The organism is Ruegeria sp. BB6 (assembly GCF_056539385.1).
Genome location: NZ_JBQFUW010000003.1, coordinates 364,559 through 387,366, shown reverse-complemented (window position 1 = coordinate 387,366; position 22,808 = coordinate 364,559). Strand labels below are relative to the sequence as shown.

The following is a 22,808-nucleotide window of genomic DNA, read 5'->3' as shown; positions in this document are numbered from 1 at the left end:
CGCCATGACGACGACACCGCTGACGATTGCCCTGAATTCCCCAGAAGAAACAACCGGGTTTGCCACTCGGTTAGGTTCGACTTTGCTGCCCGGAGACACCCTGTTGCTTGAAGGTGAGATCGGCAGCGGCAAAACCCATTTCGCGCGCGGTCTGATCCAGTCACTGTTGACCACCCCCGAGGATGTGCCCTCTCCGACGTTTACGCTGGTGCAGGTTTACGACACCGAGTCCACAGAGATCTGGCATTGTGACCTGTACCGTCTGAGCGCCGTAGAAGAAGTAGAAGAGCTTGGCCTGACCGAAGCGTTGGACTCGTCGATCTGCCTGATAGAATGGCCGGAAAAGCTGGGTCCGCTTCGACCTGATGCCGCCCTTACAATGACGTTTGAAACAGACCCTGACACAATGGAAAAACGAATACTGACCCTATCGTGGTCGGACCCAAAATGGGCCCAAAGGCTGGAGTCCTGCTCATGACCAACCGTGCTGTTCTGGCCGAAGCCCTGATCGCACAGACGCCTTGGGCCGACGCGCAGCGTGCGCCTCTGGCCGGGGATGCCTCGAACCGCCGGTACGAGCGTCTGACTGACCCGAAAACCGGCAAAACCGCCGTTCTGATGGATTCCCCTCCGAGTCAGGCCGAACCTGTTGAGGCATTTGTCCGCATGGCCGAATATCTGCGGTCCATTGGCCTGAGCGCGCCCGAAATCTATGCCGAAGACACAGAATACGGGTTCTTGTTGCTTGAAGATTTGGGCGATGATCTGTTCGCGCGCGTTCTTCGGCAATATCCGCCGAAAGAACGTGAACTGTACGAAGCGGCAACAGACGTTCTGATCACGCTACATGATGCGCCGACCCTGTCGCTGCCATCTTATGGTCCCTCGTTGATGACCGAGCTGGCCGCTCTTTCGTTCACAAAATACGCGCAGGCCGTTCAGGGCAGTTATGACGAAGACGCGCGGGATCGGTTCGAGCATCGGTTCTCGGACATCCTGCACAGTGAAGCATCTGGGCAGAAGGTCGTTGTTCAGCGTGACTACCATGCCGAAAACCTGATCTGGCTGCCCGAACGCGACGGTGTGCAGCGCGTGGGTCTTCTGGACTTTCAAACAGCAATGCTGGGACATCCCGCATATGATCTGGTTTCGCTGTTGCAGGACGTCCGCCGCGACGTGGCACCGGGCACCGAGATGCGGATGGTCGACCGATACATCTCGGCAACAGGGGTCAACGATCATGACTTCCGCACGGCTTACGCCGTTCTAGGTGCACAGCGGAACCTTCGGATACTCGGAGTATTCGCGCGTTTGGCGACCGAGTTCGGAAAGCCGCAATATTTAGACCTGATCCCCGCGACCTGGGCCCACCTGATGCGGGATCTCGAACATCCCGCCCTGGTGACGGTTGCAGATCTTTTACGCGACGCCCTGCCCGCACCGACACCCGAAGCTTTGGAAAGGCTCAGACAAGCATGACCCGATCTCCTGATGCTGTCATGCTGTTCGCAGCAGGTTTCGGCACACGTATGGGCGCGTTGACCAAAGACACGCCCAAGCCGCTCATAAAAGTTTCGGGCCGGGCCTTGATCGACCACGCGCTTGATCTTGTGGACGAACTGCACCCAAAGCGGGTTGTCGCTAACCTGCACTATTTGCCGGATCAACTTGAAGCGCATCTGACCCCGAAACGTGTGCAGTTGTTGCTGGAACAGCCGGACATTCTAGACACCGGGGGCGGATTGCGCGCCGCTTTGCCCTTACTGGGGTCTGAGCCGGTTTTCACCCTGAATTCAGACGCGATCTGGTCCGGTCCGAACCCGCTGAAGCTGCTGCGCAATGCGTGGGATCCCGAGCGAATGGATGCCCTTCTGATGTGCGTGCCCGTTGCCCAGACGATCGGCTACAGCGGGACAGGCGATTTCACCGCCGACGCTACAGGCCGGATCACCCGCGGCCCCGGTTTGATCTATGGCGGCGTACAGATCACTAAGACCGAAAGGTTGAAAGAATTCCCTCAGAAGTCTTTTTCACTGAACCTGCTCTGGGACCGGATGCTGCAGCAGAACCGTCTGTTTTCGCTTTCGTATCCCGGTTGCTGGTGTGACGTCGGCCACCCGGACGGGATCGCCTTGGCTGAAGGGCTTTTGGCCGATGTTTAAGCCCGGCGACCTGCCCCGTGTTTTTGCCGTCCCACCGGGCACGGACTTTCCCAAGGCACTGGTTCAGGGGCTGAGAACCCGGTGCGCGGATCAGCCACCCGAAGCGCTGGCCCGGGTTCAGCTTGTGGTCAACACCCGACGCATGGCCCGCCGGGTACGCAGCCTGTTCGATCAAGGCCCGGCTTGCCTGTTGCCCCGGCTTTCGCTGGTGACTGATCTGGGTGAAAGCGTCGATCTTGCCAGTGTCCCACCAGCCATCCCGCCCCTCCGACGCAGGCTGGAGCTGACACAACTGGTTTCCAAACTCTTGGACCAACAGCCCGATCTGGCCGCGCGGTCTTCCTTGTTTGACCTTTCTGACAGTTTAGCCGCGCTCATAGACGAAATGCAGGGTGAAGGCGTATCGCCCGATGCGATCCGAAAACTGGACGTCAGCGACCTTTCCGGTCACTGGGCGCGGGCGCAAGCGTTTATCGGAATTGCAGATAGCTTTATCAATCCCGGTGGCGATGCGCTGGACGCTCAGGCCCGGCAGCGTCGCGTGGTAGAGAACCTGATCCAGCGTTGGCGAGATGATCCACCGCGTCACCCTGTGCTTCTTGCGGGGTCTACGGGGTCTCGGGGGACAACCCTAATGCTGATGGAAGCCGTCGCGCGATTGCCACAAGGTGCCTTGATCCTGCCGGGGTTTGATTTTGACCAGCCCGAGTGTGTCTGGAACGATCTGGATGATGCGCTGACGTCGGAAGATCACCCGCAATACAGGTTCCGAAAGCTGATGACCCAGCTCGGGGTGAAACCAGATCAGATTGAACCTTGGACACCGGACGCGCCCCCCTCGCCTGCCCGTAACCGGCTGGTTTCATTGGCATTACGCCCAGCACCGATCACGGATGCCTGGATGTCCGAAGGCCCAATGCTGAGGGATTTGGACCGCGCGACAAACGACCTGACACTGGTCGAAGCCCAATCTCCCCGCGCCGAGGCGCTGGCCATTGCCCTGCGTTTGCGTCAGGCCGCCGAGACCGGTCAGACCGCTGCCCTGATAACCCCGGACAGGATGCTGACACGTCAGGTCAGTGCCGCGCTGGATCGTTGGAACATCCTGCCCGATGACAGCGCCGGTCTGCCCCTGCAACTTTCTCCGCCCGGACGGTTTTTGCGGCACGTTGCCAACCTGTTCGCACGACGTCTGGATGGTGAAGCTCTGCTGACGCTGCTGAAGCACCCCCTCTGTCACGATGGCGGGGGTCGGGGTGAGCATCTTTTGCACACCCGTGATCTTGAGTTGGACCTGCGGCGTCACGGTCCTCCGTTTCCAGACAGCGCCAGCCTGACCGCTTTCGCCATCCGCAAAGAGGTTCCGGGTGACTGGATGCAATGGCTCGCGCGGCATTTCTGCGACCAAGATATCTCGACCGAATTGCCCCTGTCGGATTGGGTTGCCCGTCTGCGGACGTTGGCCGAAGCTATCTCAGCCGGCAGTGCGGGCGACACCGGAACGCTTTGGGACAAAAACGCCGGTCAAAAGGCGCAATCCGTTCTCACCTCACTCGAGTCCGAGGCACACCATGGTGGGTCAATGAACGCGCATGACTTCGCGGACCTGCTGGGGGCATTACTGGCCGGAGAAGAAGTGCGCGATCGGGACGCGCCGCATCCACATATCATGATCTGGGGAACGCTTGAGGCCCGCGTACAAGGGGCCGATCTGCTAATTCTCGGCGGCCTGAACGAAGGTAGCTGGCCGGAAGCCGCCGCACCCGACCCGTGGCTGAACCGCCAGATGCGCGACAAAGCGGGGCTTTTGCTACCGGAACGGCGGATCGGGCTTTCGGCGCATGACTTTCAGCAGGCTATTGGCGCGCCCGAGGTCTGGCTGACGCGCGCGATCCGGTCCGATGACGCGGAAACAGTGCCTTCACGATGGCTGAACCGGCTGACAAACTTGTTGCAGGGTCTGCCAGATCAAGGTGGCCGCGACGCGTTGTCCGGCATGCGTTCCCGTGGTCGGCAATGGCTGCGCTGGTCCGAGCAGCTTGAAACCGCCCCGCATATCAAAGCTGCCCCACGACCGTCGCCGCGCCCGCCGGTTGCGTCGCGCCCGCGCCGTCTGAGCGTTACGGAAATCAAGCGCCTGATCCGCGATCCATATGCGATCTATGCCAAACACGTGCTGCGCCTGAAGCCTCTGGACCCTCTGGTGCAGGCACCGGACGCGTTGCTGCGCGGGATCGTGATCCATGAAATCCTTGAGCATTTCGTCAAGGACAGCTTGCTGGACTCGGCGCTTCTGTCGCGTGACAACTTTTTGAAACGCGCTGAAAGCCTGCTGGAACAGCATGTTGCATGGCCGACAGCCCGCAAGCTCTGGCTGGCGCGACTTGAACGGATTGCAGATGACTTTTTGAAAGCGGAAACCTCGCGGCACGGCGATGGTGGCCCCGTGGCGTTTGAGGCTGCGATGAAACTAGTACTGTCGCCTCTGGACTTTACGATTTCGGGTCGCGCTGATCGGATCGACTTGAACAGCAGGGGTGCGCTACGACTGGTCGACTACAAAACCGGCACTCCGCCTAGCGAAAGCCAGCAAGCCAAGTTTGACAAACAATTGCTGATCGAAGCTGCAATGGCCGAGCAGGGCGGGATTGAGGGAATTGACCCACTGCCAGTGGCAGAAGCCATTTTTGTCGGTATGGGAGGGGCTTATAAGGAAGTTCCCGCGCCACTTGGCAAGGAACCGCCCGACAAGGTTCTGGCTGAGCTGAAAGAGCTGATTTCAGCTTATTTAGAGCCTGAACAAGGCTATTCTTCGCGCCGGATGCTGCACAAGGACACCGACATTGGCGACTATGATCACCTCGCACGATTTGGCGAGTGGGACCGGACGCACGAAACAAACCCCGAGGATCTGAAATGAGCCCGCGAAACGACGCGACCGAACGTCAGGTACAGGCCGCGCGACCCGAAGCCTCAACTTGGTTGGCGGCAAATGCTGGTTCGGGCAAAACCAGGGTACTGACCGACCGAGTGGCGCGATTGTTGCTGGACGGTATTCAGCCGCAGCATATTTTGTGCCTGACCTACACAAAAGCCGCCGCCAGCGAGATGCAAAACCGCCTGTTCAAACGACTGGGTGAGTGGGCGATGCTGGACGATGACCGGCTACTGGCGCAATTGACCGATCTGGGCGTTCCGGGTGTCATCGACCCTGACCGGCTGGCGCAGGCTCGCACGCTGTTTGCGCGCGCAATCGAAACGCCCGGTGGGTTGAAAATACAGACAATCCACTCGTTCTGCGCGTCTCTCTTGCGCCGTTTTCCGCTTGAGGCTGGCGTCAGCCCGCAATTTTCCGAAATGGAGGACCGCGCCGCCGCGCTGCTGCGCGAAGAAATTGTCGAAGATTTTGCAGAGGGGCCGCAAGCCGCGCTGATCGAAGATGTGGCCCGGTTCGTGACGGATACCGGTTTTGAAAAGCTGACGGCCGCAATAACGCAAAAGCGAAACCTGTTTGCGAAGCCCCTGAATTGGGACGAGATTCAACAACAATTCGCCCTTCCCGAAGGGTTTGACGAAGAGACGTTGCTGTCTCGCGTTTTTCTGGGCGGCGAGGTTGATCTGATCCGCTCGATCCTGCCCGCCATGCTTGAAAGCGGTGGAAATAACGCGAAGGCCGCAGCAAAGCTGGCCGGATTCACTGAGCCGCGAACCACCATCCTGCCAACTTTGGAAGGGGTCTTCCTAACCGGAAAGTCGGCGAAGGAACCGTTTTCAGCCAAAATCAACAACTTTCCGACCAAAGCGCTGCGCGAAGGGGTTCTGGCAGACCGAATGTCGCAACTCGAAGCCTTCATGTTGCGGGTTGAGGCAGCCCGAGAGCAACGGCTGGCTTTGACGGCCGGGCGCAAAACACATGTACTGCATCGGTTTGCAGCGGCTTTCCTGCCGGAATACGAACGGCGCAAACAAATAAGGGGATGGTTGGATTTTGACGACCTGATCCTGCGTGCACGCCAAGTTCTGAACGATCCGGCGGTCGCGGAGTGGGTGCTGTATCGACTGGACGGAGGTATCGACCATATCCTTGTGGACGAAGCGCAAGACACAAGCCCCGACCAATGGGACGTGATCGAGAAGCTAGCCCAGGAATTCACCAGCGGAGAGGGCGCCCGATCGGGGATTGAGCGGACGATTTTCGTGGTCGGCGACAAGAAACAGTCGATCTATTCCTTCCAGGGCGCCGACCCGCAAGCCTTTGACCGGATGCAGCTTGAATTCGGGCGGAAGCTGACTGAATCAGGCTCTAAATTGTGGGATTCCACGCTTGAGTACTCGTTTCGGTCCTCCAGCGCGATCCTGTCCTTGGTGGATATTCTGTTTGAAAACCAAGTAGAGGCAGGCTTCCACAAAGAAAGCCTTCACCGTGCGTTCAAAGCCGATCTTCCGGGGCGGGTCGATCTGTGGCCCGTGGTTGAAAAGGTCGAGGAAGACGAAGACGGTGACTGGACCGACCCTGTGGATCGACCCGGCGCGCGACATCACACCGTTATTCTGGCCCAACAGGTAGCAGAGTCGATCAAGGCGATGATCGAGCGCGGCGAAACCATTCCCGATGATAGTGAAACACCGGGAGAGTTTGTACGACGCAAGGTGCAGCCAGGGGATTTCCTGATCCTGGTTCAGCGCCGCTCGGACCTGTTCGCTGAAATCATTCGGGCGTGCAAAGCCGCTGACCTGCCAATCGCAGGGGCAGACCGCCTGAAAGTCGGCGCGGAATTGGCGGTGAAGGACCTGGCCGCGCTGCTCAGCTTTCTAGCAACGCCGGAAGACAGCCTTTCGTTGGCGACGGTACTCAAATCTCCGTTACTGGGGTGGACCGAACAGCAGCTTTTCGATCTGGCCCACCGCCGAACAGACCCGTTTCTTTGGGCCGCGCTGCGCCGCCGCGCCGATGAGTTTCCCGACACGCTTGCCGTATTGAACGACCTGCGCGGGCAGATCGACTTTCTGCGCCCATACGACCTGATCGAACGTATCCTGACCCGCCATGACGGGCGGCGCAAACTGCTCGGGCGGTTGGGGGCCGAAGCCGAAGACGGCATCAACGCGCTGTTGTCGCAGGCGCTTGCCTACGAGCGCACCGATATTCCCAGCCTGACCGGGTTTCTGGTGTGGATGCAGACCGATGACCTTGAGATCAAGCGACAGATGAGCGGTGTCGGCAACATGATCCGGGTTATGACAGTGCATGGATCAAAGGGGTTGGAAGCGCCAATCGTAATCCTGCCCGACACTGGCAAACGGCAAGCCCCGCGCGATGCCGAGATCATGGTGGCAGAGGGGACGCCCTTGTGGAAAGTCCCGGCAGATGGATCACCGGCCCCGATTGCCCGCGCCCGTCAAGAAGCACGCGAACGGGAAGAAAACGAGCGGTTGAGGTTGCTCTATGTGGCTCTAACACGGGCCGAGAAGTGGTTGATCGTGGCCGCAGCCGGGGATGTCGGCAAAGATGGGTCAAGCTGGTACCAGATGGTTCAGACCGCCATGGAACGGGCAGGTGCCACTTCAGAGCCGGGTTCAGAGACGCTAAGGCTGTCGCATGGTGAATGGCTTGACCCGCCTCTGATCGAACATGCAGAACCAACGATTGAGCGTGTAGACATTCCGCAGGCATTTCTGGCTGAGGCAGCCACGCCCGAGCCAGAGACCGAAACGCTCAGCCCGTCGGATCTGGGTGGCGCGAAGGCCTTGCCGGGCGACAGTGGGCAGGATGAGGAGGCCGCCAAACTGCGCGGAACCCGGCTGCACCTTCTTCTCGAACACTTGCCTTCGGTTGCGTCCGAATTCTGGCCGCAGCTTTGCGCAAGGGTTCTTCCCGATATGCAGGATTCGGAACGCGATGCGCTGTTTTCCGAGGCGCGGGCCGTGCTATCCGCAGACCATCTGCAGGACATATTCGGCCCCGAGTCTCTGGCCGAAGTTCCGGTATCCGCCGATCTGAACGGGCGTCGGATGCACGGGGTCATCGACCGGTTGGTCGTAACGGACAAAGACGTTCAGGTCATTGATTTCAAATCGAATATGATTGTGCCGGACACCGCAGCCGCGTGTCCTGACGGCCTGCTGCGACAGATGGGGGCGTATTCCTGTGCGCTGTCACAGATTTACCCTGATCGCGACATCAAAACTGCGATCCTGTGGACCAGAACGGCTCGGTTGATGTGGTTGCCACACGATCTGGTGACGGATGCGCTGACGCGTGCGTCGATGCCTTGACCTTGGAAAACCCCGCACCTAGTTTCAGTGACCAAGCATTCCCCATTCAGGAGACAGAATATGTCGACCGTAGCCGTAACCGACGATACCTTTGACGCCGAAGTCAAGAATTCCGACATCCCCGTTGTTGTCGATTTCTGGGCCGAGTGGTGTGGCCCCTGTAAACAAATCGGTCCCGCCCTGGAAGAGCTGGCGGTTGAGTATGGCGACAAGGTCAAGATCGCCAAGGTTGACGTGGACAGTAACCCCAACGCCGCTGCCGCGATGGGCGTGCGCGGTATTCCTGCGCTGTTTATCTTCAAGGATGGTCAGGTGGTCTCGAACCGTGCAGGTGCCGCGCCGAAGGCCGCCCTGCAAAGCTGGATTGACGAATCCATCTGATCCGTTTGGATACGCAAAGATCGGGGGCGCCTCATCCGGGGCGCCTTTTTCATGCCGGAGGGTCACATGGCGAAAACACGCGTTCTTGTTGAGTTTGGCATGGGCACCTCGCTGCGCCGCGAAGACTATACCGAGGCCGCTTTGCGGGCCATCAAAGACGCGCTGTGGCACAATTCGGTCAACATGGCAGAGCTATTCGGCTTTCCCAAAGAGGCCATGATTATCGACGCCGAAATCGGGGTCGCCCACCCAGAAAAGGTCGACACCGAAGTGCTGATGGCGGTGTTTCCATATGGCCAACCAAACATCCGCGTGACGCAGGGCGGGTTGGACATAAAGAAACCGGAAACCGCCGGCCACACGGTAATTGCAAATGCGGCGATCATCGTATCGTTCGACATGGAGGCCGAACTGTGATGGAAAAACGCATCATTCTGGAAATGGGAACCGGCAACGATCTGTACGGACAAGACTATACCAAAGCTGCGCGGCGGGCCGTACAGGACGCGCTGCATCATTCGTCGATCACGTTGTTTTCCAAGCTGGGCGTAGACCACCATCAGATGCGTGTGCGGGTAACAATAGGGGTTCAACAGCCAGATGCCGTGGATTGCGAACTTGTCGCAGGCGATCTTCCACGCGGTCGCGCCGAAGTACGGGCGGTCACCGGAGGACTGGATGTAGAGGACCCCGAGGACGGCACGCGCCACGTCATCGCAACTGCTGCGGTTGAGGCATTTCTTCCCGATATGGACGGGCTTTTTAAACTGTCCTGACAAAGAAAAAGCCGCTCGGACGAGCGGCTCATCTTAACTGTCGAATGTCTCGCGGATCAGATGTTTCTGATATCCGCGCGGCTCAGGCCGATGTCGTCCAGTTGCGCGTCGCTGAGGACCGACAGGGCCTTGCGAGTTTTGCGGGATTCATTCCACGCGGTTGCTTTTTCAAATGTTCCGAAGAACGCGTCCACTACATGCAGGATGGTAGCTGCTCCGAGCGGCGCATGGATATTTGCAGTAGTTGCCATTTGCGCATTTCCTTGTAACTGAAACAGCCGACCTCTTGTCGGTTGTGAGGCTCATGTAGGAGCATTGGCTGAGTCTCACAATTGCTAGTCCGGTAACCCCGAATTGCATTTCTTGCATATCTTTTGGGCGATTTGTGAACTGTTGCGCTGTCGATGGGTCCGGCCCATATAGGGTGCAAGAAAAAAACGGAGGCTTTCATGGCAGACAGCGAATTTCCCGGTTGGCATGGCACAACGATTATTGGCGTCAAGAAAGGCGGCCAGGTGGTGATCGCCGGGGACGGGCAGGTGAGTCTGGGTCAGACGGTCATCAAAGGCACCGCCCGCAAGGTGCGCCGCCTGTCTCCGGGCGGGTTCGAGGTTGTTGCAGGCTTTGCCGGATCAACAGCCGATGCCTTCACTTTGCTGGAACGGCTGGAGGCCAAGCTGGAGGCCACACCCGGTCAACTTGCCCGGGCCTCGGTCGAATTGGCGAAAGACTGGCGGACGGATAAATATCTGCAAAAGCTCGAAGCGATGCTGATCGTCACCGACGGAAACGATCTACTGGTGATCACCGGGGCAGGGGACGTGCTTGAGCCCGAACATAACGTGGCTGCCATCGGATCGGGCGGCAATTTCGCACTGGCGGCTGCGCGCGCGATGATGGACGGCGACAAACCCGCCGAAACGGTGGCGCGTGAGGCCATGGCGATTGCCGCCGATATCTGCGTTTATACCAATGGCAACCTGACGGTTGAGGAAATCTCAGGCCAGTAGCGCCTTGATCTCTTTTCCTTTCCAGCGCCGGTGCATTCCAATCAGGCCGCATATCGCGGCGACGATCACGATGTAGTACGGCACCCGGATGTCGATGCTCATCAGCCCGCCACCGATCAGGGACATGACGCCTCCGGCCAAACAAAAGACGGCTGTGGTCACGCCCATGACCCAGCCCTGATCCGCCTCGCTGACGCTGGACGAAAACAGGCCCAGAAGGGTCGGGTAGGCCACGCCGAACAGGAAATAGAAGAAAAAGACCGGGACATAACTGAACACTCCGCTGGGGCTGAAGGCGAAGGCAAAGCCGCACATCACCATCACGATCAGCGACGCATAGATGATCTTGTGCTTGCTGAACCTTTCCTGCGCGGGTTTGACAAGGAAGGTGCTGGAAAACGCCAGTGCCACGCCTATGACCACCATCGCCACGCTGCCTCCGATCACGCCATAGCCGAACTTGCTGGTCAGGAAATTGTCAACGAATACGTAAAACGTGACGTTGGCTATCATGAAGAACGAATAGACGGGCAGGATTTTCAACACCGTCGGGTGACCCTTCACCGCGATCAGGCTGTCGGTAACATCGCGTGGGCGAAAGACAAAGGCAGCGCGTTCGGTTCGTGTGTCCTTGAAGAAAAACAGGACCAGGAAAATGGCGATCAGAACCAGAACGAACGCGCCGTAGAATGGCGTTTTCAGTGTGGCTATGCTGCCCAGCAGGGCGGCGTCGGACAGGACCGCCCCGATTATCGGCCCGCCGACCAGTCCGAAACTGACGCCGGTCACGATATATCCCATATTTCGGTCGCGGTCGGCCGCATCGGTGCTGCCGTCAATCATGGCGGCCTGTGCGATAGGCTGGTTCCCCGCAGTAAACCCAGTGATCGAACGCCCAAGGATCAACAGCAGCAGGCTGTTCATATACAGCGCCGCTATGGTGATCGCATAGCCGGCCAGCGCCCCTCCCAGACAGACCAGCAGCGCATTCTTGCGCCCGATCGAGTCCGAAACCTTGGACACATAAACCACGCCAAGAAACCACGACAAAAAGAAGCAGCCGATCACAAGCCCATAGTAGAAATGCCGCCGACCCATCGGAGTATTCTCGGGCAGAAATCCGGATTTCGTCTCCATGATCAGCGAGTTGATGATGGGAAAGACCAGCCCTTGTCCAATCAGGTCAACAAACACAACGAACAACAGGGTGATCTTCGCAATTTTCGTCATATCCGCGCTCCTGACCCTCAACGCCTTGAAATCACTGTATCAGAGGGCGCGCGTTTCACCTATGGAAAGCATTTGCAAACCGGATGGACGGTTGTTAACCAACGCTGACAATGAAAGTAGCTTGGTTGTTTTCGCCCACGCGGTGACTACCTAAGCCGCATCTGACCCACGCCGACCGAAAGGACCGCCCCCGTGACTGACCTGACCCCGCGCGAGATTGTCTCGGAACTGGATCGTTTTATCATCGGGCAAAAAGACGCCAAACGCGCGGTCGCCGTGGCGCTGCGCAACCGCTGGCGGCGCAAGCAGTTGGCGGATGACATCCGCGATGAGGTCTACCCCAAGAACATCCTGATGATCGGCCCGACCGGTGTTGGCAAAACCGAGATCAGCCGCCGACTGGCAAAACTCGCCCGTGCGCCGTTCATCAAGGTCGAGGCCACCAAGTTCACCGAGGTTGGCTATGTAGGGCGCGACGTGGAACAGATCGTGCGTGATCTGGCGGATGCCGCGATTATCCAGACCCGCGAGTATATGCGCGAAGATGTAAAAGCGCGTGCCTATCAAGCCGCCGAAGATCGCGTGATCGAAGCCATCGCCGGCACCGATGCCCGGGAAGGCACGCGTGAGATGTTCCGCAAGAAACTGAAAGCGGGCGAATTGGACGATACGGTGATCGAGCTGGAGTTGTCCGACAGCTCGAACCCGATGCCAATGTTCGACATTCCCGGTCAACCCGGCAGCCAGATGGGTATGATGAACCTGGGCGACATCTTCGGAAAGGCGTTCGGCGGTCGTACGGTCAAGAAGAAGATGACTGTCGCCGAAAGCTATGACGCGCTGATCGGGGAAGAGGCCGACAAGCTGCTGGATGATGAAACCGTCAACCGCGTGGCTTTGGAATCGGTTGAACAGAACGGGATCGTCTTTCTGGATGAGATCGACAAGGTCTGCGCACGATCTGATGCGCGCGGCGGCGATGTCAGCCGGGAAGGGGTGCAGCGCGATCTGCTGCCCCTGATCGAAGGCACGACTGTCAGCACCAAACACGGCCCGGTGAAAACCGACCACATCCTGTTCATTGCCAGCGGTGCGTTCCACATCGCCAAACCCTCGGACCTGTTGCCCGAATTGCAGGGCCGTCTGCCGATCCGGGTTGAACTGCGCGCGCTGACCGAGGAGGATTTTGTACGTATCCTGACCGAGACGGACAACGCCCTGACCCGCCAATATACCGGCCTGATGGGAACCGAGGAGGTCACGGTCAGCTTCACCGAAGATGGCATCGCAGCCTTGGCTAAAATCGCAGCGGACGTGAACCAAAGCGTCGAAAACATCGGCGCGCGGCGGCTTTATACGGTGATGGAGCGCGTGTTCGAGGAACTTTCCTTCACTGCCCCGGATCAGGCAGGGGCCGAGATCACGGTCAACGCGCAATTCGTCAATGACAATCTGGGCGAACTGACCAAGTCCACAGACCTCAGCCGTTACGTCTTGTGATATGTCCAGCCGGTTTCCGCCGGAATTTCTGTGCGGCACCGCTGGACCTTAGACAAAAATCCGATAGCGTGGGCGCATATTGTCCCGAGGGCCAACCCTGTGCTGCGCTATTTTTTCATTTTCCTGTTGGCGGTGCCCCTGACCGCTTGTGTTGACCGAACGATATCCGAAACGGTGCCAACCGCGCTGTCTGTAGGAAGTCCCGAAACCGTATTTGCGACAACGACTCGAGCACGAGAGCCCGACGGTTCCTACGGATTTCGGCGTGGCGAGACGCTGCAATATCTGGAAATGACGGTGTCGATTCCACCCAATCACACGCCCGGTACGCTTGATTTTTCCTATTCCAATCCCGACCCTGAAAAGCAGTTCGTCATGGCCAGTGTGGACGAGTTGAAAGGGCCAAGTGAGATGAAAGCCCGATTGGGGGGTAAAGATGAGGTTTCCATCTTTATCCACGGCTACAACACGACCCAGTTCGAGACCACGTTCCGCGCGGCGCAGCTTAGCCGAGACGTCAACATTCCCGGCGCCATCATGGTGTATTCCTGGCCCAGCCAAGCCAAAGGTGCCGGGTATGCCTATGATCTGGACAGTATGCTTTTTGCCCGCGATGGGCTGGAACAGACTGTTCGGAACCTAAAGGCGATGGGCATAAGGCGCGTCGTGCTCGTGGCGCACTCGATGGGAACGGCCCTGACGATGGAGATGATGCGGCAAGCCGAATTGCGAGAACCCGGTTGGTCCAGCAAAAACATCGAAGGTGTCGTCCTGATCGCCCCTGACCTGGATATTGATCTGTTCCGGTCACAAATGGATACGATCAAAACGCCGCCCGACCCTTTCATCGTTATGGTGTCACAGAAAGACAAGCTGCTGAACATCTCGGCCCGGCTGCGCGGCGTTGAAGAGGGTAAACGCCTTGGCAATATCGACTCTGCTGAGGCGTTGGCCGACTACAAGATCAACATTCTGGACACGACGGCCTTCAACCGGGATGCCGAGTCCTCGCATTTCGTCGCTGCGACGTCGCCCGCGCTTTTGGCCATCATCAATTCCGCCCGCAGGGTCAGCAGCACGTTCGACCCGGATGGGCGTGGATTTGACATAATCGCACCGACCAGCATTCGGAACCCAACCGGGGCAACTGAAATCGTACTGAGCGAAACGGGGCAGGCGCGGGTCAGCTCTCCGTGACTGGGTTCCGTTTGGGCCAATACCTTCGGAAAAACGCGACATGGTTGGGTGCAGGGGTCTTGCTGACCTTTATGTCCAGCTTTGGGCAGACCTTTTTCATTTCGATCTTTTCCGGAGAAATCCGCGCCGCCTTTGGCCTTAGCCATGGCGCGTGGGGCGGACTGTATTCGCTTGGCACCACCGTATCGGCTGTCGTGATGATCTGGGCCGGAGGGCTAACCGACATCTTTCGAGTTAGGGTTCTAGGCCCGGCGGTTCTGGTAGGTCTGGCACTGGCAACCGTGGCGATGGCAATGAACACCTGGCTTGTCCTGCTGCCTGTCGTGGTGTTTCTGTTGCGGCTTTTTGGGCAGGGGATGAGCACCCATCTGGCGCTGGTGGCAATGGCGAGGTGGTTCACCGCCACACGGGGCAAGGCACTGGCGATCGCGTCTGTCGGATTTTCGGTGGGCGAAGCATTGCTGCCGGTCACTTTCGTGGCTGCTATGGCCTTGCTGGACTGGCGGTGGCTTTGGGTGATTGCTGCCGGTGTCACCCTTTTGGGCATCCCAATCCTGTTACGCCTGCTCCGTCAGGAAAGAACCCCGCAAAGCCTGTCCAGCGAATATTCGGCTACGGGCATGGAGGACCGCCATTGGACCCGGAAAGAAGCGATCTTTCATCCGCTGTTCTGGTTCATGGCACCGGCCTTGCTGGGTCCATCTGCCTTTATCACCGCCTTCTTCTTTCATCAGGTCCATTTGGCGGACACAAAAGGCTGGCAGCATATCGAGCTGGTTGCCTTGTTTCCGATTTTTACCAGCGTCTCCCTGCTGTCGATGTTTGCGGCGGGCTGGGCGCTGGATAAATGGGGCACGGCTAGGATCATGCCATTTTATCAACTGCCAATGGCCGTTGGGTTTGGGATCGTGGGGTTGACGTCGTCGATCGGAGGGGCAACGCTGGCCTTGATGTTTCTGGCACTGACGGTTGGTGCCAACAGCACCTTGCCCAGCGCGTTCTGGGCCGAGTTCTACGGCACCCGGCATATCGGCGCGATCAAAGCTATGGCAACAGCAGTCATGGTTCTGGGGTCGGCCATCGGGCCGGGTTTAACCGGCGTGTTGATCGATCTGGGGATGCCGCTGGACATCCAGTTCCTGTGGATTGGCGGATTTTTTGTTCTGGTCTGCGTCCTTACGCGCATTGGCATAGCCAGAGCCGTTCAGACTCTTTAGCGAATGCGGCGCAAATACACGTAATAAGCCCCGTCACCGCCATGGCTGATATGGGCAGGTGTCACTTGCAGAACAGCCTGCGCCAAGGGCGGCAAGGACAACCATTGCGGCACTTGATTGCGCAACACACCGCGCGGTGTGGGAATGGGGCCGGGCTCATCACGATCCTTGCCCTTTCCGGTCACGACCAGAACCAGACGCTTGCCTGATGCCTGCGCCGATAGGATGAACCGGATCAATGCCGGGTGCGCGGTATCTACGCGCATCCCGTGCAGGTCCAGCTTGCCTTCGGGCTTCAGCTTGCCCCGTTTCATGCGGCCGAAGGCCTTTGTATCCATCTGAACCGGCGTCGCACGCAGGCTTTCGGTCACGGTGGGCTTCAACGCATTTCGCGCAGGTTTGCCCAAGGCGTTCTGCCCGACTTCAAACCGCTCAATCCGTACCTTGGGGGTCTTGTTTGGCTTGGGCTTGGGTAAAGTGGTCGGGTGGACAGACTGAGGTATTTCGGGATGCAGGCGCTCGGCCTGATTGGTCACCTTGCGCCACAGCTCAATCTCTTCCGGGGTCAGTTTACGGCGCGACATCAGAACTCATCCGGCAACAGCGCATAGGCGCGTTGAATCGGCAGCAACAGCACCATCCGGCCGGGATCTTTCAATCGACCGGCGGCTTCCCCGGCCTCATCCCCCGTGCCAAAGAAGATGTCCGCGCGTTGTGCGCCCTTGATGGCGGCGCCTGTGTCCTGCGCCATCATCAATCGGCGGAACGGAGTCTTGCCGTTTTTCTCAACCCAGACCGGCGCGCCCAGAGGCGTATAGGACGGATCAGCCGCAATACTGCGCATTGTGGTGACGGACCGGTTCATTGCGCCCAGCGGACCCAGCTCTGGCGCGACGCGGTTTACTTCGCGGAAGAACACGTATGACGGATTGTGGAACAGCAATTCCGCGCCCGCTTCGGGGTTCTTGCGCACCCACGCCCGGATCATCTGGGCGCTGACCTGATGCGCGCCCAGCGCACCGCGGCGGATCAGTTCCGCCCCGATGGACCTATAGGGGTGGCCGTTCGCCCCGCCATACCCAACGCGAACTGCGCCGCCATCCGGCAGCCGAATTCGACCAGAACCCTGAATTTGTAGAAAAAACAGTTCGACCGGATCATCGACCCACGCAATCTCCAGACCTCGGCCAGTCATGCTGTCGCCGGTCAGTATCTCTCGGCGGCTCAGCCACGGGCCTTCGGCGCGTGCTTCTGGCGGCATCTTGTAAATCGGGTATCTGAAACGCTCGGATCGGGTCAGGGATCCGTCCAGCTCGGGCTCGAAATAGCCGGTGAACAAGGCATCCTTACCGTCTTCAACCAGAACCGGACGGAAGAACAGCTCAAAGAACGATCGGGCGGCATCGGGTTCATAGGATCGGGCCACACCACACAGCGCACGCCAGTCTGGGTCGTTCAGATCACCGCATGTGTTCAGAAATACCGATAGGGCTGCGCCGTGGTCATCCTCGGCCCAGCCATCAAGATCGTCAAAAGTCAGAATGGAACGCGTCGCTTCGGCGCTGGCAGAGGTTGCCATCACAGCCCCCAGCAAAAACGACCGAAGCGCAGCAATCATGCGTCCGTGGCGACAAGCAGCCAGTTCGGATCGTCCGCGCCCATGACGCGGGCAAAGGTCCAGCTGTCCTTCTGGCGTTTGACGGTATTGGGGTTGCCTTCGATGATATCGCCGCCGCGATCACGCACGACCGAGGTCAGCTCACCGACAAACTTCATGGTGATCTCAGCCTCGTTCGTATCCTTGTCGAACTTCACATCGGCAAGGGATGTCTCGCGCACGCCAATAAACTCGGCCTCGATGGTCAGCCCCTTGTCTTCCCGATCGGCAACGACGGAAACAAAGGTGTCGAACACTTCTTCGGACAGGAAGGGTTGGATTTCATCCAGGTTGCCCTTTTCAAACCCCATGACGATCATCTCGTAGGCACCGCGCGCGCCCTGCACGAACTCACTGACGGAAAAGCTGGGCTCAACCCGCTTCATCGCGGTCAGGGTTTGCGCCTGCTCGCTGTCTTCGGCGACGTGGTCGGTGATGTCGTGATCCGGGCCGCCTTCGATCACCTCGAAGTCACGGCGCGACTTGTGCGCCTCTGGTTGCTGCTGAACCGGGGGCTTTTCAAAACCCTCACGCGTACCCAGCACGCTTTTAAGGCGCAGGATCAGGAAAACGGCAATTCCGGCCAGGACCAGCAACTGGATCATCGGTTCGTTCATTTCATCCTCTTTTCGGGCCACGACTTTGTATACGCAGCCTCATGCCACTATGTAGGTGACAGTTCCGGGCAAGTCCACCGCCCGGACCACGGTAAAGGAAAACACGAATGTACCTGTTCCTGGCATTTTTATTGGTCCCGATCATAGAGATCGTCCTGTTCATTCAGGTTGGCGGTTTGATCGGCCTATGGCCCACACTGGCGATTGTAGTCCTCACGGCCGTTCTGGGCACCGTTTTGGTTCGGACACAAGGTCGCATGGCGCTGGAAAACCTACAGCGGTCTTTTGCCGAATTGGATGACCCGACCGAGCCGCTGGCCCATGGCGCAATGATCCTGCTGTCGGGCGTATTGTTGCTAACGCCGGGGTTTTTCACTGATGCCGTTGGTTTTGCTTTGTTAATTCCCGGTGTTCGGGTTGCTGTGTTCCGGTATCTGAAATCCAAAGTTACCATCACGCAGTTTCAGATGGGAACTGGCGCTCAATTCCGCACCGGACCCGATCCATTTCAACAGGATGACGTAATCGATGGCAAGTTTACCGAAGTTCATCCACGTCAGGACCCGTCAAAGCCATCGAAATGGGTCGAAGGGCCGTGACCTGCATTGAGGTGTCTGCCCCAACTTGTTAAGCAGTGACGAATTTTATTTTCGGAGTAGATCCATGGCCGACGAAGACGCCAAAGAAAACACTGCGGCCCAGGCCGCCCCGCAAATCCAGATGCGCGTTCTGGGACAATTCATTCGTGACCTGTCTTTTGAAAACGTGATGGCCCAAAAGGGCGTATCGGGCGATGTCCAGCCCGAGATCGCAGTTCAGGTCAATCTGGATGCGAAAAAGCGCCCGGCCGAGCATCAGTACGAAGTGTCGATCAAGCTGAACCTCAAGTCCAAGGCCAAGGGTCTGGAAGACATCTTGTTCCTGTGTGAGCTGGACTATTGTGGCCTGTTCCACGTAGAAGGCGTTGCCGAAGATCAGCTGCATCCGTTCCTGATGATCGAATGCCCCCGGATGCTGTTCCCGTTCCTGCGCCGCATCGTCAGCGATGTGACCCGCGACGGCGGCTACCCGCCGGTAAATCTGGACAATATCGACTTTGTCAGCCTGTACCGCAACGAACTGATGCGTCGTCAGGCCGAAGCCCAGAAAACCGAAGCCTAAAGTTCCGGTCCCGCGCCGGGATATTTCTCAGGCGCGGGTCCACAAGGCGTTTTCGCCCAGTTTTTCCACGAAAGCATCATGCGCGGCGCGTTCGTCTTCGGTAATCCGGGATGGAAGCGCGTTTGGACGCGCCGACGGCCGCCATTCCTCAGCACCGCCCGCAGATGAGGACGCCGCAGTCGACAATCCGAAATCCGGCTGTCGCCCGCCAATCAGTTCCAGATATACCTCGGCCAAAATCTCAGAGTCGAGCAGCGCCCCGTGCAGCGTTCGGTTCGAGTTGTCGATATTGAACCGGCGACACAACGCATCCAATGATGCAGGTGAGCCGGGAAACCGTTTGCGCGCAATGGCCAGCGTATCCAACGCCTGCTCCATCGGAATCGCGGGCAGACCCATCCATTTGAGTTCCGCGTTCAGGAATTTCATATCGAACGAGGCGTTGTGGATCACAAGCCGCGAATCCTTGATGAAGTCGCGAAATCCCTGACCGACCTTGGCGAAAACCGGCTTGTCCTTCAGCGTTACCTCGCCCTTTTCCGGCGGGCGCGGGTTCTCAAGCAGGTCCGGCCCGATGCCGTGCACTCCAAAGGCTTCTTCGGGCATCGAGCGTTCAGGGTTGATATAGACGTGGTAGGTTTCGCCAGTCGCCACATGGTTCCACAGTTCGACGGCACCGATTTCCACGATCCGGTCACCGCTTTCGGGATCAAACCCTGTGGTTTCGGTATCGAGTACAATCTCACGCATCTGCCAGCCCCGTTCGTATCTGTTTGACCACATCCTGCACCTGCGCGCGGGCATGGTCCAGACTGTCTGTCACGATCACAAAATCCGATCGTGCGCATTTTTCTTCATTCGGCATCTGCTTTGCGCGGATCTGTTCAAACTGCGCCTCGGTCATTGTGCCGCGATCCATCACGCGACGTTTTTGCTCATCAGCCGAGACCGATACACAGGCGACAGCATCCATTGCTGCATCGCCCCCGGTTTCAAACAGCAAGGGGATGTCGAAAACCAGAATATCCGCAGTCGCATCTTGCCGAAATGCCGCGCGATCTGCCGCGACCAGTGGGTGAACGATCGCTTCGATCTGTTTCAGGACAGACACGTCCCGCGCAATGATCTGTTTCAACGCATCACGGCTGACCGCGCCATCGATGATTACGTCTGGAAAAGCGGCCTGCATCGGCTTAACAGCCGCTCCGCCCCTTGAATAGAGTCTATGTACGGCGGCATCCGCATCCCATAGCGCACAGCCTTCGTCGACGAACATCTGAGCCGTCGTGCTTTTTCCCATCCCGATCGAACCGGTCAGGCCCAGTGCAAAACTCATGACAAAACGGCCGCGCGCAGGTCCAGATTTACCTCGGGCCTTACCCCGAACCAGCTTTCAAATCCGGGAACCGCCTGATGCAGCAGCATACCCAGCCCATCCACCACCGTGCATCCGGCTTCTTCGGCCGTTTGCAAAAGGTGGGTTTTCAGCGGCGCGTAAACCAGATCGGTGACAACAGCGCCCGGCTGCAACCCATCCAGAGGCACCCGCAACTCAAGCTGCCCCTGCATCCCGAGTGACGTCGTGTTGACCACCAGCTCGGCGTCTTCAATCACGTTTCCGGCCTGCACCCAATCGACCACAGTGATGGTTTGTCCGAATTCATCCTTTAACTTGTCCGCTCTGGCCCGTGTTCGGTTGGTCAGCATGATTTTAGGCACTCCGGCCTCGACCAAGGCTTGCAAGACGGCGCGAGCGGCTCCGCCAGCGCCGAAAACCACGGCCGGCCCGTCGCCCGGCGTCCAATCCGGGGCCCCGCTGCGCAGGTTTTCCATAAATCCGTAGCCGTCGGTATTGTCGGCGTGGATTGTACCATCTTCGCGAAAGACCAGCGTGTTCGCGGCACCGATCTTCCTTGCCCGATCCGATACGTTATCCGCCAACCGCAGGGCGGCTTCTTTATGAGGCACTGTCACATTTGCCCCAACAAAGCCCGCCTTGGGCAAACTGCGCAGGACAATCTCAAGATCATCCGGGGCAACATCCATTGGAATATAGTGCCCAGCCAGCCCGTAGGATTTTAACCAATGCCCATGAAGTGTTGGGGATTTTGAATGCGCAACCGGGTGCCCAATCACGCCTGCCAGAGGAATACGGTCTTTACTCATTGATCAATCACCCCTTTGACCGCCAGAAAATTCAATAGCTCCAATAGGGGCATACCCAAGACGTTAAAATAGTCTCCGTCAATGGTTGCGAACAGACGCACGCCTTCTTCTTCCAATTTATATGCCCCGACCGCGTGCCGGATGCTGTCCCAGTTGCGATCAACGTAGTCACGCAGATACGCGTCCGAGCTCATCCGCATCCGCAATCGCACCTGACCCACATGTCGCCAGATGGGTTCCCCGTCCTGATAGATCACCGCGGCGGACAACAGCATATGCCGCTTACCGCGCATCGCCCTGAGCTGCGCCAGTGCATCCGCTGGCGTTTCAGGCTTGGACAGCAGCCGACCGTCAAAGTCCAGCACCTGATCACAGCCCAGCACCATCGCGCCCGGAGTTTTGTCACTGACTTTGCGTGCTTTCATTTCGGCCAGCGTGTCCGCAATATCGCGCGGGCTTGCATCCTCGGCCAGTAATGCCCGCTTAGCCGTCTCTTCGTCCACGCGCGCGGTTTGCACGGTGAAGGGCACGCCAGCATTCTCAAGAAGCTGCGCTCGTATCGACGACCCAGAGGCCAGAATGATGGGGACAGACATGTGGAAAACCCCTTGAGTAAACCGTTAGCTATTCCGGGATGGTTTGTATGGTTTTCCAGTTGACACGCAAGCCCGGGATTTTCGCGTCAAACTTCCCAGATTCGCCCGAACACTGTCCAAACGGGACAAGGATAACTTGGAACACGGGGATAAGCGATTTTTCATACGTTACCCAAAGAGTTATCCCCAGATTTCCACTCTTAATGAAGATATAAGTACCTGATCTTATTGTGAAATAAATTCCTTCTACAGAATCACCTGTTCTTGGGGGGATTCTATCCACCTGGGGAAAACACTTGTGTAAAAAAGTAATCCACGGATTTTGTTCACCCTACAAAACCATCTTCCTTTTTCTTTTCTTATTTTTTTATTAGGGAGAGTTCCGAGCAACCTTCGGAGCCGAGATGACGGATCTTCTTTTCACGATTTACCCATGGGTGAAGTCACTTCACATCATGGCGGTAATCTCGTGGATGGCAGGACTGTTCTATTTACCCAGGCTGTTCGTCTATCACGTCGAAAAAGCACAGGCTGTCGATGAGGCAGAACCAATCTTCTTTGAAATGGAAGAAAAGCTGCTACGCGTGATCATGCGCCCCGCGATGATCGTGGCCTGGGTCTGTGGCCTGATCATGGTGTTTACGCCGGGCATCGTCGGATGGGATTTTGCATGGCCTTGGGTCAAGGGTGCGACCGTCATTGGCATGACCTGGTTTCATCATTGGCTGATGGCACGCCGCAAAGACTTCTTAGAGGGGCGAAACAAGCTCACTGGGCGGCAGTATCGCATGATGAACGAGGTTCCGACCGTTTTGATGGTAATCATCGTTCTGGCGGTCATTCTGAAGTTCTGAGGGCGTTT

Annotated in this window: 24 protein-coding genes; 15 read left to right on the top strand and 9 right to left on the bottom strand. The window is 58.0% G+C overall.

The annotated features are described in order from the left end of the window. The first annotated feature begins 4 nt into the window (after positions 1–4). From tsaE to ACR0B7_RS10475, 8 genes are all read left to right on the top strand, one after another. Positions 5–478 (top strand): tRNA (adenosine(37)-N6)-threonylcarbamoyltransferase complex ATPase subunit type 1 TsaE, encoded by a 474-nt coding sequence (gene tsaE / locus ACR0B7_RS10510; protein WP_170483106.1) that lies wholly within the window; start codon positions 5–7, stop codon positions 476–478. Continuing rightward, complete coding sequence (locus tag ACR0B7_RS10505) at positions 475–1,479, top strand: phosphotransferase (protein ID WP_170483107.1); 1,005 nt, start codon at positions 475–477, stop codon at positions 1,477–1,479. The genes tsaE and ACR0B7_RS10505 overlap by 4 nt, the downstream gene beginning before the upstream one ends. Beyond that, positions 1,476–2,162: a nucleotidyltransferase family protein gene (locus tag ACR0B7_RS10500; RefSeq protein ID WP_170483108.1), complete on the top strand. Its 687-nt coding sequence runs from the start codon at positions 1,476–1,478 to the stop codon at positions 2,160–2,162. Before ACR0B7_RS10505 ends, ACR0B7_RS10500 begins: the two co-directional genes overlap by 4 nt. After that, positions 2,155–5,082 (top strand): double-strand break repair protein AddB, encoded by a 2,928-nt coding sequence (addB, locus tag ACR0B7_RS10495; protein ID WP_170483109.1) that lies wholly within the window; start codon positions 2,155–2,157, stop codon positions 5,080–5,082. The genes ACR0B7_RS10500 and addB overlap by 8 nt, the downstream gene beginning before the upstream one ends. Continuing rightward, positions 5,079–8,438 carry a double-strand break repair helicase AddA gene (addA, locus tag ACR0B7_RS10490; RefSeq protein ID WP_480681418.1) on the top strand — a complete coding sequence of 1,120 codons (3,360 nt, stop codon included), beginning with the start codon at positions 5,079–5,081 and terminating at the stop codon, positions 8,436–8,438. Before addB ends, addA begins: the two co-directional genes overlap by 4 nt. 60 nt (positions 8,439–8,498) lie before the next feature. Next, positions 8,499–8,819 (top strand): thioredoxin, encoded by a 321-nt coding sequence (trxA, locus tag ACR0B7_RS10485; RefSeq protein ID WP_170386904.1) that lies wholly within the window; start codon positions 8,499–8,501, stop codon positions 8,817–8,819. A gap of 66 nt (positions 8,820–8,885) precedes the next feature. Continuing rightward, on the top strand, positions 8,886–9,236 hold the full coding sequence (locus ACR0B7_RS10480; protein ID WP_170483111.1) for a Lin0512 family protein: 351 nt from the start codon (positions 8,886–8,888) through the stop codon (positions 9,234–9,236). Beyond that, complete coding sequence (locus ACR0B7_RS10475; RefSeq protein WP_170554266.1) at positions 9,233–9,595, top strand: Lin0512 family protein; 363 nt, start codon at positions 9,233–9,235, stop codon at positions 9,593–9,595. The genes ACR0B7_RS10480 and ACR0B7_RS10475 overlap by 4 nt, the downstream gene beginning before the upstream one ends. A 56-nt stretch (positions 9,596–9,651) precedes the next feature. Here the strand turns inward: ACR0B7_RS10475 and ACR0B7_RS10470 are convergent, their stop codons facing one another. Continuing rightward, positions 9,652–9,846 (bottom strand): DUF1127 domain-containing protein, encoded by a 195-nt coding sequence (locus ACR0B7_RS10470; protein ID WP_170386910.1) that lies wholly within the window; start codon positions 9,844–9,846, stop codon positions 9,652–9,654. A 198-nt stretch (positions 9,847–10,044) separates the two neighbouring features. Between ACR0B7_RS10470 and hslV the strand changes: the two genes are divergently transcribed. After that, positions 10,045–10,605, top strand: a complete 561-nt coding sequence (gene hslV / locus ACR0B7_RS10465; RefSeq protein ID WP_170483114.1) for an ATP-dependent protease subunit HslV — start codon at positions 10,045–10,047, stop codon at positions 10,603–10,605. On the opposite strand, the gene ACR0B7_RS10460 is transcribed toward hslV, so the two are convergent. Next, positions 10,594–11,835 carry an MFS transporter gene (locus tag ACR0B7_RS10460; protein WP_170569924.1) on the bottom strand — a complete coding sequence of 414 codons (1,242 nt, stop codon included), beginning with the start codon at positions 11,833–11,835 and terminating at the stop codon, positions 10,594–10,596. The two genes, hslV and ACR0B7_RS10460, sit on opposite strands and share 12 nt — an antisense overlap. A gap of 192 nt (positions 11,836–12,027) precedes the next feature. Between ACR0B7_RS10460 and hslU the strand changes: the two genes are divergently transcribed. The 3 genes from hslU to ACR0B7_RS10445 all read left to right on the top strand — a co-directional run bounded on the left by hslU (position 12,028) and on the right by ACR0B7_RS10445 (position 15,749). Continuing rightward, the gene (gene hslU, locus ACR0B7_RS10455) at positions 12,028–13,335 is read left to right on the top strand and encodes an ATP-dependent protease ATPase subunit HslU (protein ID WP_170576715.1); all 1,308 of its coding nucleotides are present in this window, start codon (positions 12,028–12,030) and stop codon (positions 13,333–13,335) included. Positions 13,336–13,434: 99 nt separating this feature from the next. Next, positions 13,435–14,532, top strand: coding sequence for an alpha/beta fold hydrolase (locus tag ACR0B7_RS10450; protein WP_170483120.1), 1,098 nt, complete (start codon positions 13,435–13,437; stop codon positions 14,530–14,532). Next, positions 14,529–15,749 carry an MFS transporter gene (locus ACR0B7_RS10445; RefSeq protein ID WP_480681414.1) on the top strand — a complete coding sequence of 407 codons (1,221 nt, stop codon included), beginning with the start codon at positions 14,529–14,531 and terminating at the stop codon, positions 15,747–15,749. The genes ACR0B7_RS10450 and ACR0B7_RS10445 overlap by 4 nt, the downstream gene beginning before the upstream one ends. On the opposite strand, the gene ACR0B7_RS10440 is transcribed toward ACR0B7_RS10445, so the two are convergent. From ACR0B7_RS10440 to ACR0B7_RS10430, 3 genes are read right to left on the bottom strand one after another with little or no spacing between them, the layout of a single operon-like run. Further along, positions 15,746–16,333, bottom strand: coding sequence for a Smr/MutS family protein (locus ACR0B7_RS10440; RefSeq protein ID WP_170483122.1), 588 nt, complete (start codon positions 16,331–16,333; stop codon positions 15,746–15,748). The two genes, ACR0B7_RS10445 and ACR0B7_RS10440, sit on opposite strands and share 4 nt — an antisense overlap. Then, positions 16,333–17,367: a murein transglycosylase A gene (gene mltA, locus ACR0B7_RS10435; protein WP_170483124.1), complete on the bottom strand. Its 1,035-nt coding sequence runs from the start codon at positions 17,365–17,367 to the stop codon at positions 16,333–16,335. Before mltA ends, ACR0B7_RS10440 begins: the two co-directional genes overlap by 1 nt. Further along, on the bottom strand, positions 17,364–18,023 hold the full coding sequence (locus ACR0B7_RS10430; RefSeq protein ID WP_170386923.1) for a Tim44/TimA family putative adaptor protein: 660 nt from the start codon (positions 18,021–18,023) through the stop codon (positions 17,364–17,366). The genes mltA and ACR0B7_RS10430 overlap by 4 nt, the downstream gene beginning before the upstream one ends. Positions 18,024–18,130: 107 nt before the next feature. Here ACR0B7_RS10430 and ACR0B7_RS10425 point away from each other — a divergent pair, with 107 nt between their 5' ends. Both ACR0B7_RS10425 and secB read left to right on the top strand, forming a co-directional pair. Further along, positions 18,131–18,622 (top strand): FxsA family protein, encoded by a 492-nt coding sequence (locus ACR0B7_RS10425; RefSeq protein ID WP_170576716.1) that lies wholly within the window; start codon positions 18,131–18,133, stop codon positions 18,620–18,622. Between the two features lie 64 nt (positions 18,623–18,686). Beyond that, complete coding sequence (gene secB, locus ACR0B7_RS10420; protein ID WP_170386927.1) at positions 18,687–19,184, top strand: protein-export chaperone SecB; 498 nt, start codon at positions 18,687–18,689, stop codon at positions 19,182–19,184. Positions 19,185–19,211: 27 nt separating this feature from the next. On the opposite strand, the gene dnaQ is transcribed toward secB, so the two are convergent. From dnaQ to ACR0B7_RS10400, 4 genes are read right to left on the bottom strand one after another with little or no spacing between them, the layout of a single operon-like run. After that, positions 19,212–19,934: a DNA polymerase III subunit epsilon gene (gene dnaQ, locus ACR0B7_RS10415; protein ID WP_170483128.1), complete on the bottom strand. Its 723-nt coding sequence runs from the start codon at positions 19,932–19,934 to the stop codon at positions 19,212–19,214. Further along, positions 19,927–20,520 (bottom strand): dephospho-CoA kinase, encoded by a 594-nt coding sequence (gene coaE, locus ACR0B7_RS10410; protein WP_170576717.1) that lies wholly within the window; start codon positions 20,518–20,520, stop codon positions 19,927–19,929. Before coaE ends, dnaQ begins: the two co-directional genes overlap by 8 nt. Continuing rightward, positions 20,517–21,350, bottom strand: a complete 834-nt coding sequence (locus ACR0B7_RS10405) for a shikimate dehydrogenase (RefSeq protein ID WP_170569918.1) — start codon at positions 21,348–21,350, stop codon at positions 20,517–20,519. The genes coaE and ACR0B7_RS10405 overlap by 4 nt, the downstream gene beginning before the upstream one ends. After that, the gene (locus ACR0B7_RS10400; RefSeq protein ID WP_170483134.1) at positions 21,347–21,946 is read right to left on the bottom strand and encodes a nucleoside triphosphate pyrophosphatase; all 600 of its coding nucleotides are present in this window, start codon (positions 21,944–21,946) and stop codon (positions 21,347–21,349) included. Before ACR0B7_RS10400 ends, ACR0B7_RS10405 begins: the two co-directional genes overlap by 4 nt. A 404-nt stretch (positions 21,947–22,350) precedes the next feature. Here ACR0B7_RS10400 and ACR0B7_RS10395 point away from each other — a divergent pair, with 404 nt between their 5' ends. After that, entirely contained in the window at positions 22,351–22,800 is a 450-nt protein-coding gene (locus ACR0B7_RS10395; RefSeq protein ID WP_170483136.1) for a CopD family protein, read from the top strand. Positions 22,801–22,808 lie beyond the last annotated feature (8 nt).

Excerpts from the sequence above, each read along its gene's own strand:
- tsaE (WP_170483106.1), top strand. The coding sequence starts at position 5 with ATGACGACGACACCGCTGACGATTGCCCTGAATTCCCCAGAAGAAACA.
- ACR0B7_RS10505 (WP_170483107.1), top strand. The coding sequence starts at position 475 with ATGACCAACCGTGCTGTTCTGGCCGAAGCCCTGATCGCACAGACGCCT.
- ACR0B7_RS10500 (WP_170483108.1), top strand. The coding sequence starts at position 1,476 with ATGACCCGATCTCCTGATGCTGTCATGCTGTTCGCAGCAGGTTTCGGC.
- addB (WP_170483109.1), top strand. The coding sequence starts at position 2,155 with ATGTTTAAGCCCGGCGACCTGCCCCGTGTTTTTGCCGTCCCACCGGGC.
- addA (WP_480681418.1), top strand. The coding sequence starts at position 5,079 with ATGAGCCCGCGAAACGACGCGACCGAACGTCAGGTACAGGCCGCGCGA.
- trxA (WP_170386904.1), top strand. The coding sequence starts at position 8,499 with ATGTCGACCGTAGCCGTAACCGACGATACCTTTGACGCCGAAGTCAAG.
- ACR0B7_RS10480 (WP_170483111.1), top strand. The coding sequence starts at position 8,886 with ATGGCGAAAACACGCGTTCTTGTTGAGTTTGGCATGGGCACCTCGCTG.
- ACR0B7_RS10470 (WP_170386910.1), bottom strand. The coding sequence starts at position 9,846 with ATGGCAACTACTGCAAATATCCATGCGCCGCTCGGAGCAGCTACCATC.
- hslV (WP_170483114.1), top strand. The coding sequence starts at position 10,045 with ATGGCAGACAGCGAATTTCCCGGTTGGCATGGCACAACGATTATTGGC.
- ACR0B7_RS10460 (WP_170569924.1), bottom strand. The coding sequence starts at position 11,835 with ATGACGAAAATTGCGAAGATCACCCTGTTGTTCGTTGTGTTTGTTGAC.
- ACR0B7_RS10440 (WP_170483122.1), bottom strand. The coding sequence starts at position 16,333 with ATGTCGCGCCGTAAACTGACCCCGGAAGAGATTGAGCTGTGGCGCAAG.
- mltA (WP_170483124.1), bottom strand. The coding sequence starts at position 17,367 with ATGATTGCTGCGCTTCGGTCGTTTTTGCTGGGGGCTGTGATGGCAACC.
- ACR0B7_RS10430 (WP_170386923.1), bottom strand. The coding sequence starts at position 18,023 with ATGAACGAACCGATGATCCAGTTGCTGGTCCTGGCCGGAATTGCCGTT.
- ACR0B7_RS10425 (WP_170576716.1), top strand. The coding sequence starts at position 18,131 with ATGTACCTGTTCCTGGCATTTTTATTGGTCCCGATCATAGAGATCGTC.
- secB (WP_170386927.1), top strand. The coding sequence starts at position 18,687 with ATGGCCGACGAAGACGCCAAAGAAAACACTGCGGCCCAGGCCGCCCCG.
- dnaQ (WP_170483128.1), bottom strand. The coding sequence starts at position 19,934 with ATGCGTGAGATTGTACTCGATACCGAAACCACAGGGTTTGATCCCGAA.
- coaE (WP_170576717.1), bottom strand. The coding sequence starts at position 20,520 with ATGAGTTTTGCACTGGGCCTGACCGGTTCGATCGGGATGGGAAAAAGC.
- ACR0B7_RS10405 (WP_170569918.1), bottom strand. The coding sequence starts at position 21,350 with ATGAGTAAAGACCGTATTCCTCTGGCAGGCGTGATTGGGCACCCGGTT.
- ACR0B7_RS10400 (WP_170483134.1), bottom strand. The coding sequence starts at position 21,946 with ATGTCTGTCCCCATCATTCTGGCCTCTGGGTCGTCGATACGAGCGCAG.
- ACR0B7_RS10395 (WP_170483136.1), top strand. The coding sequence starts at position 22,351 with ATGACGGATCTTCTTTTCACGATTTACCCATGGGTGAAGTCACTTCAC.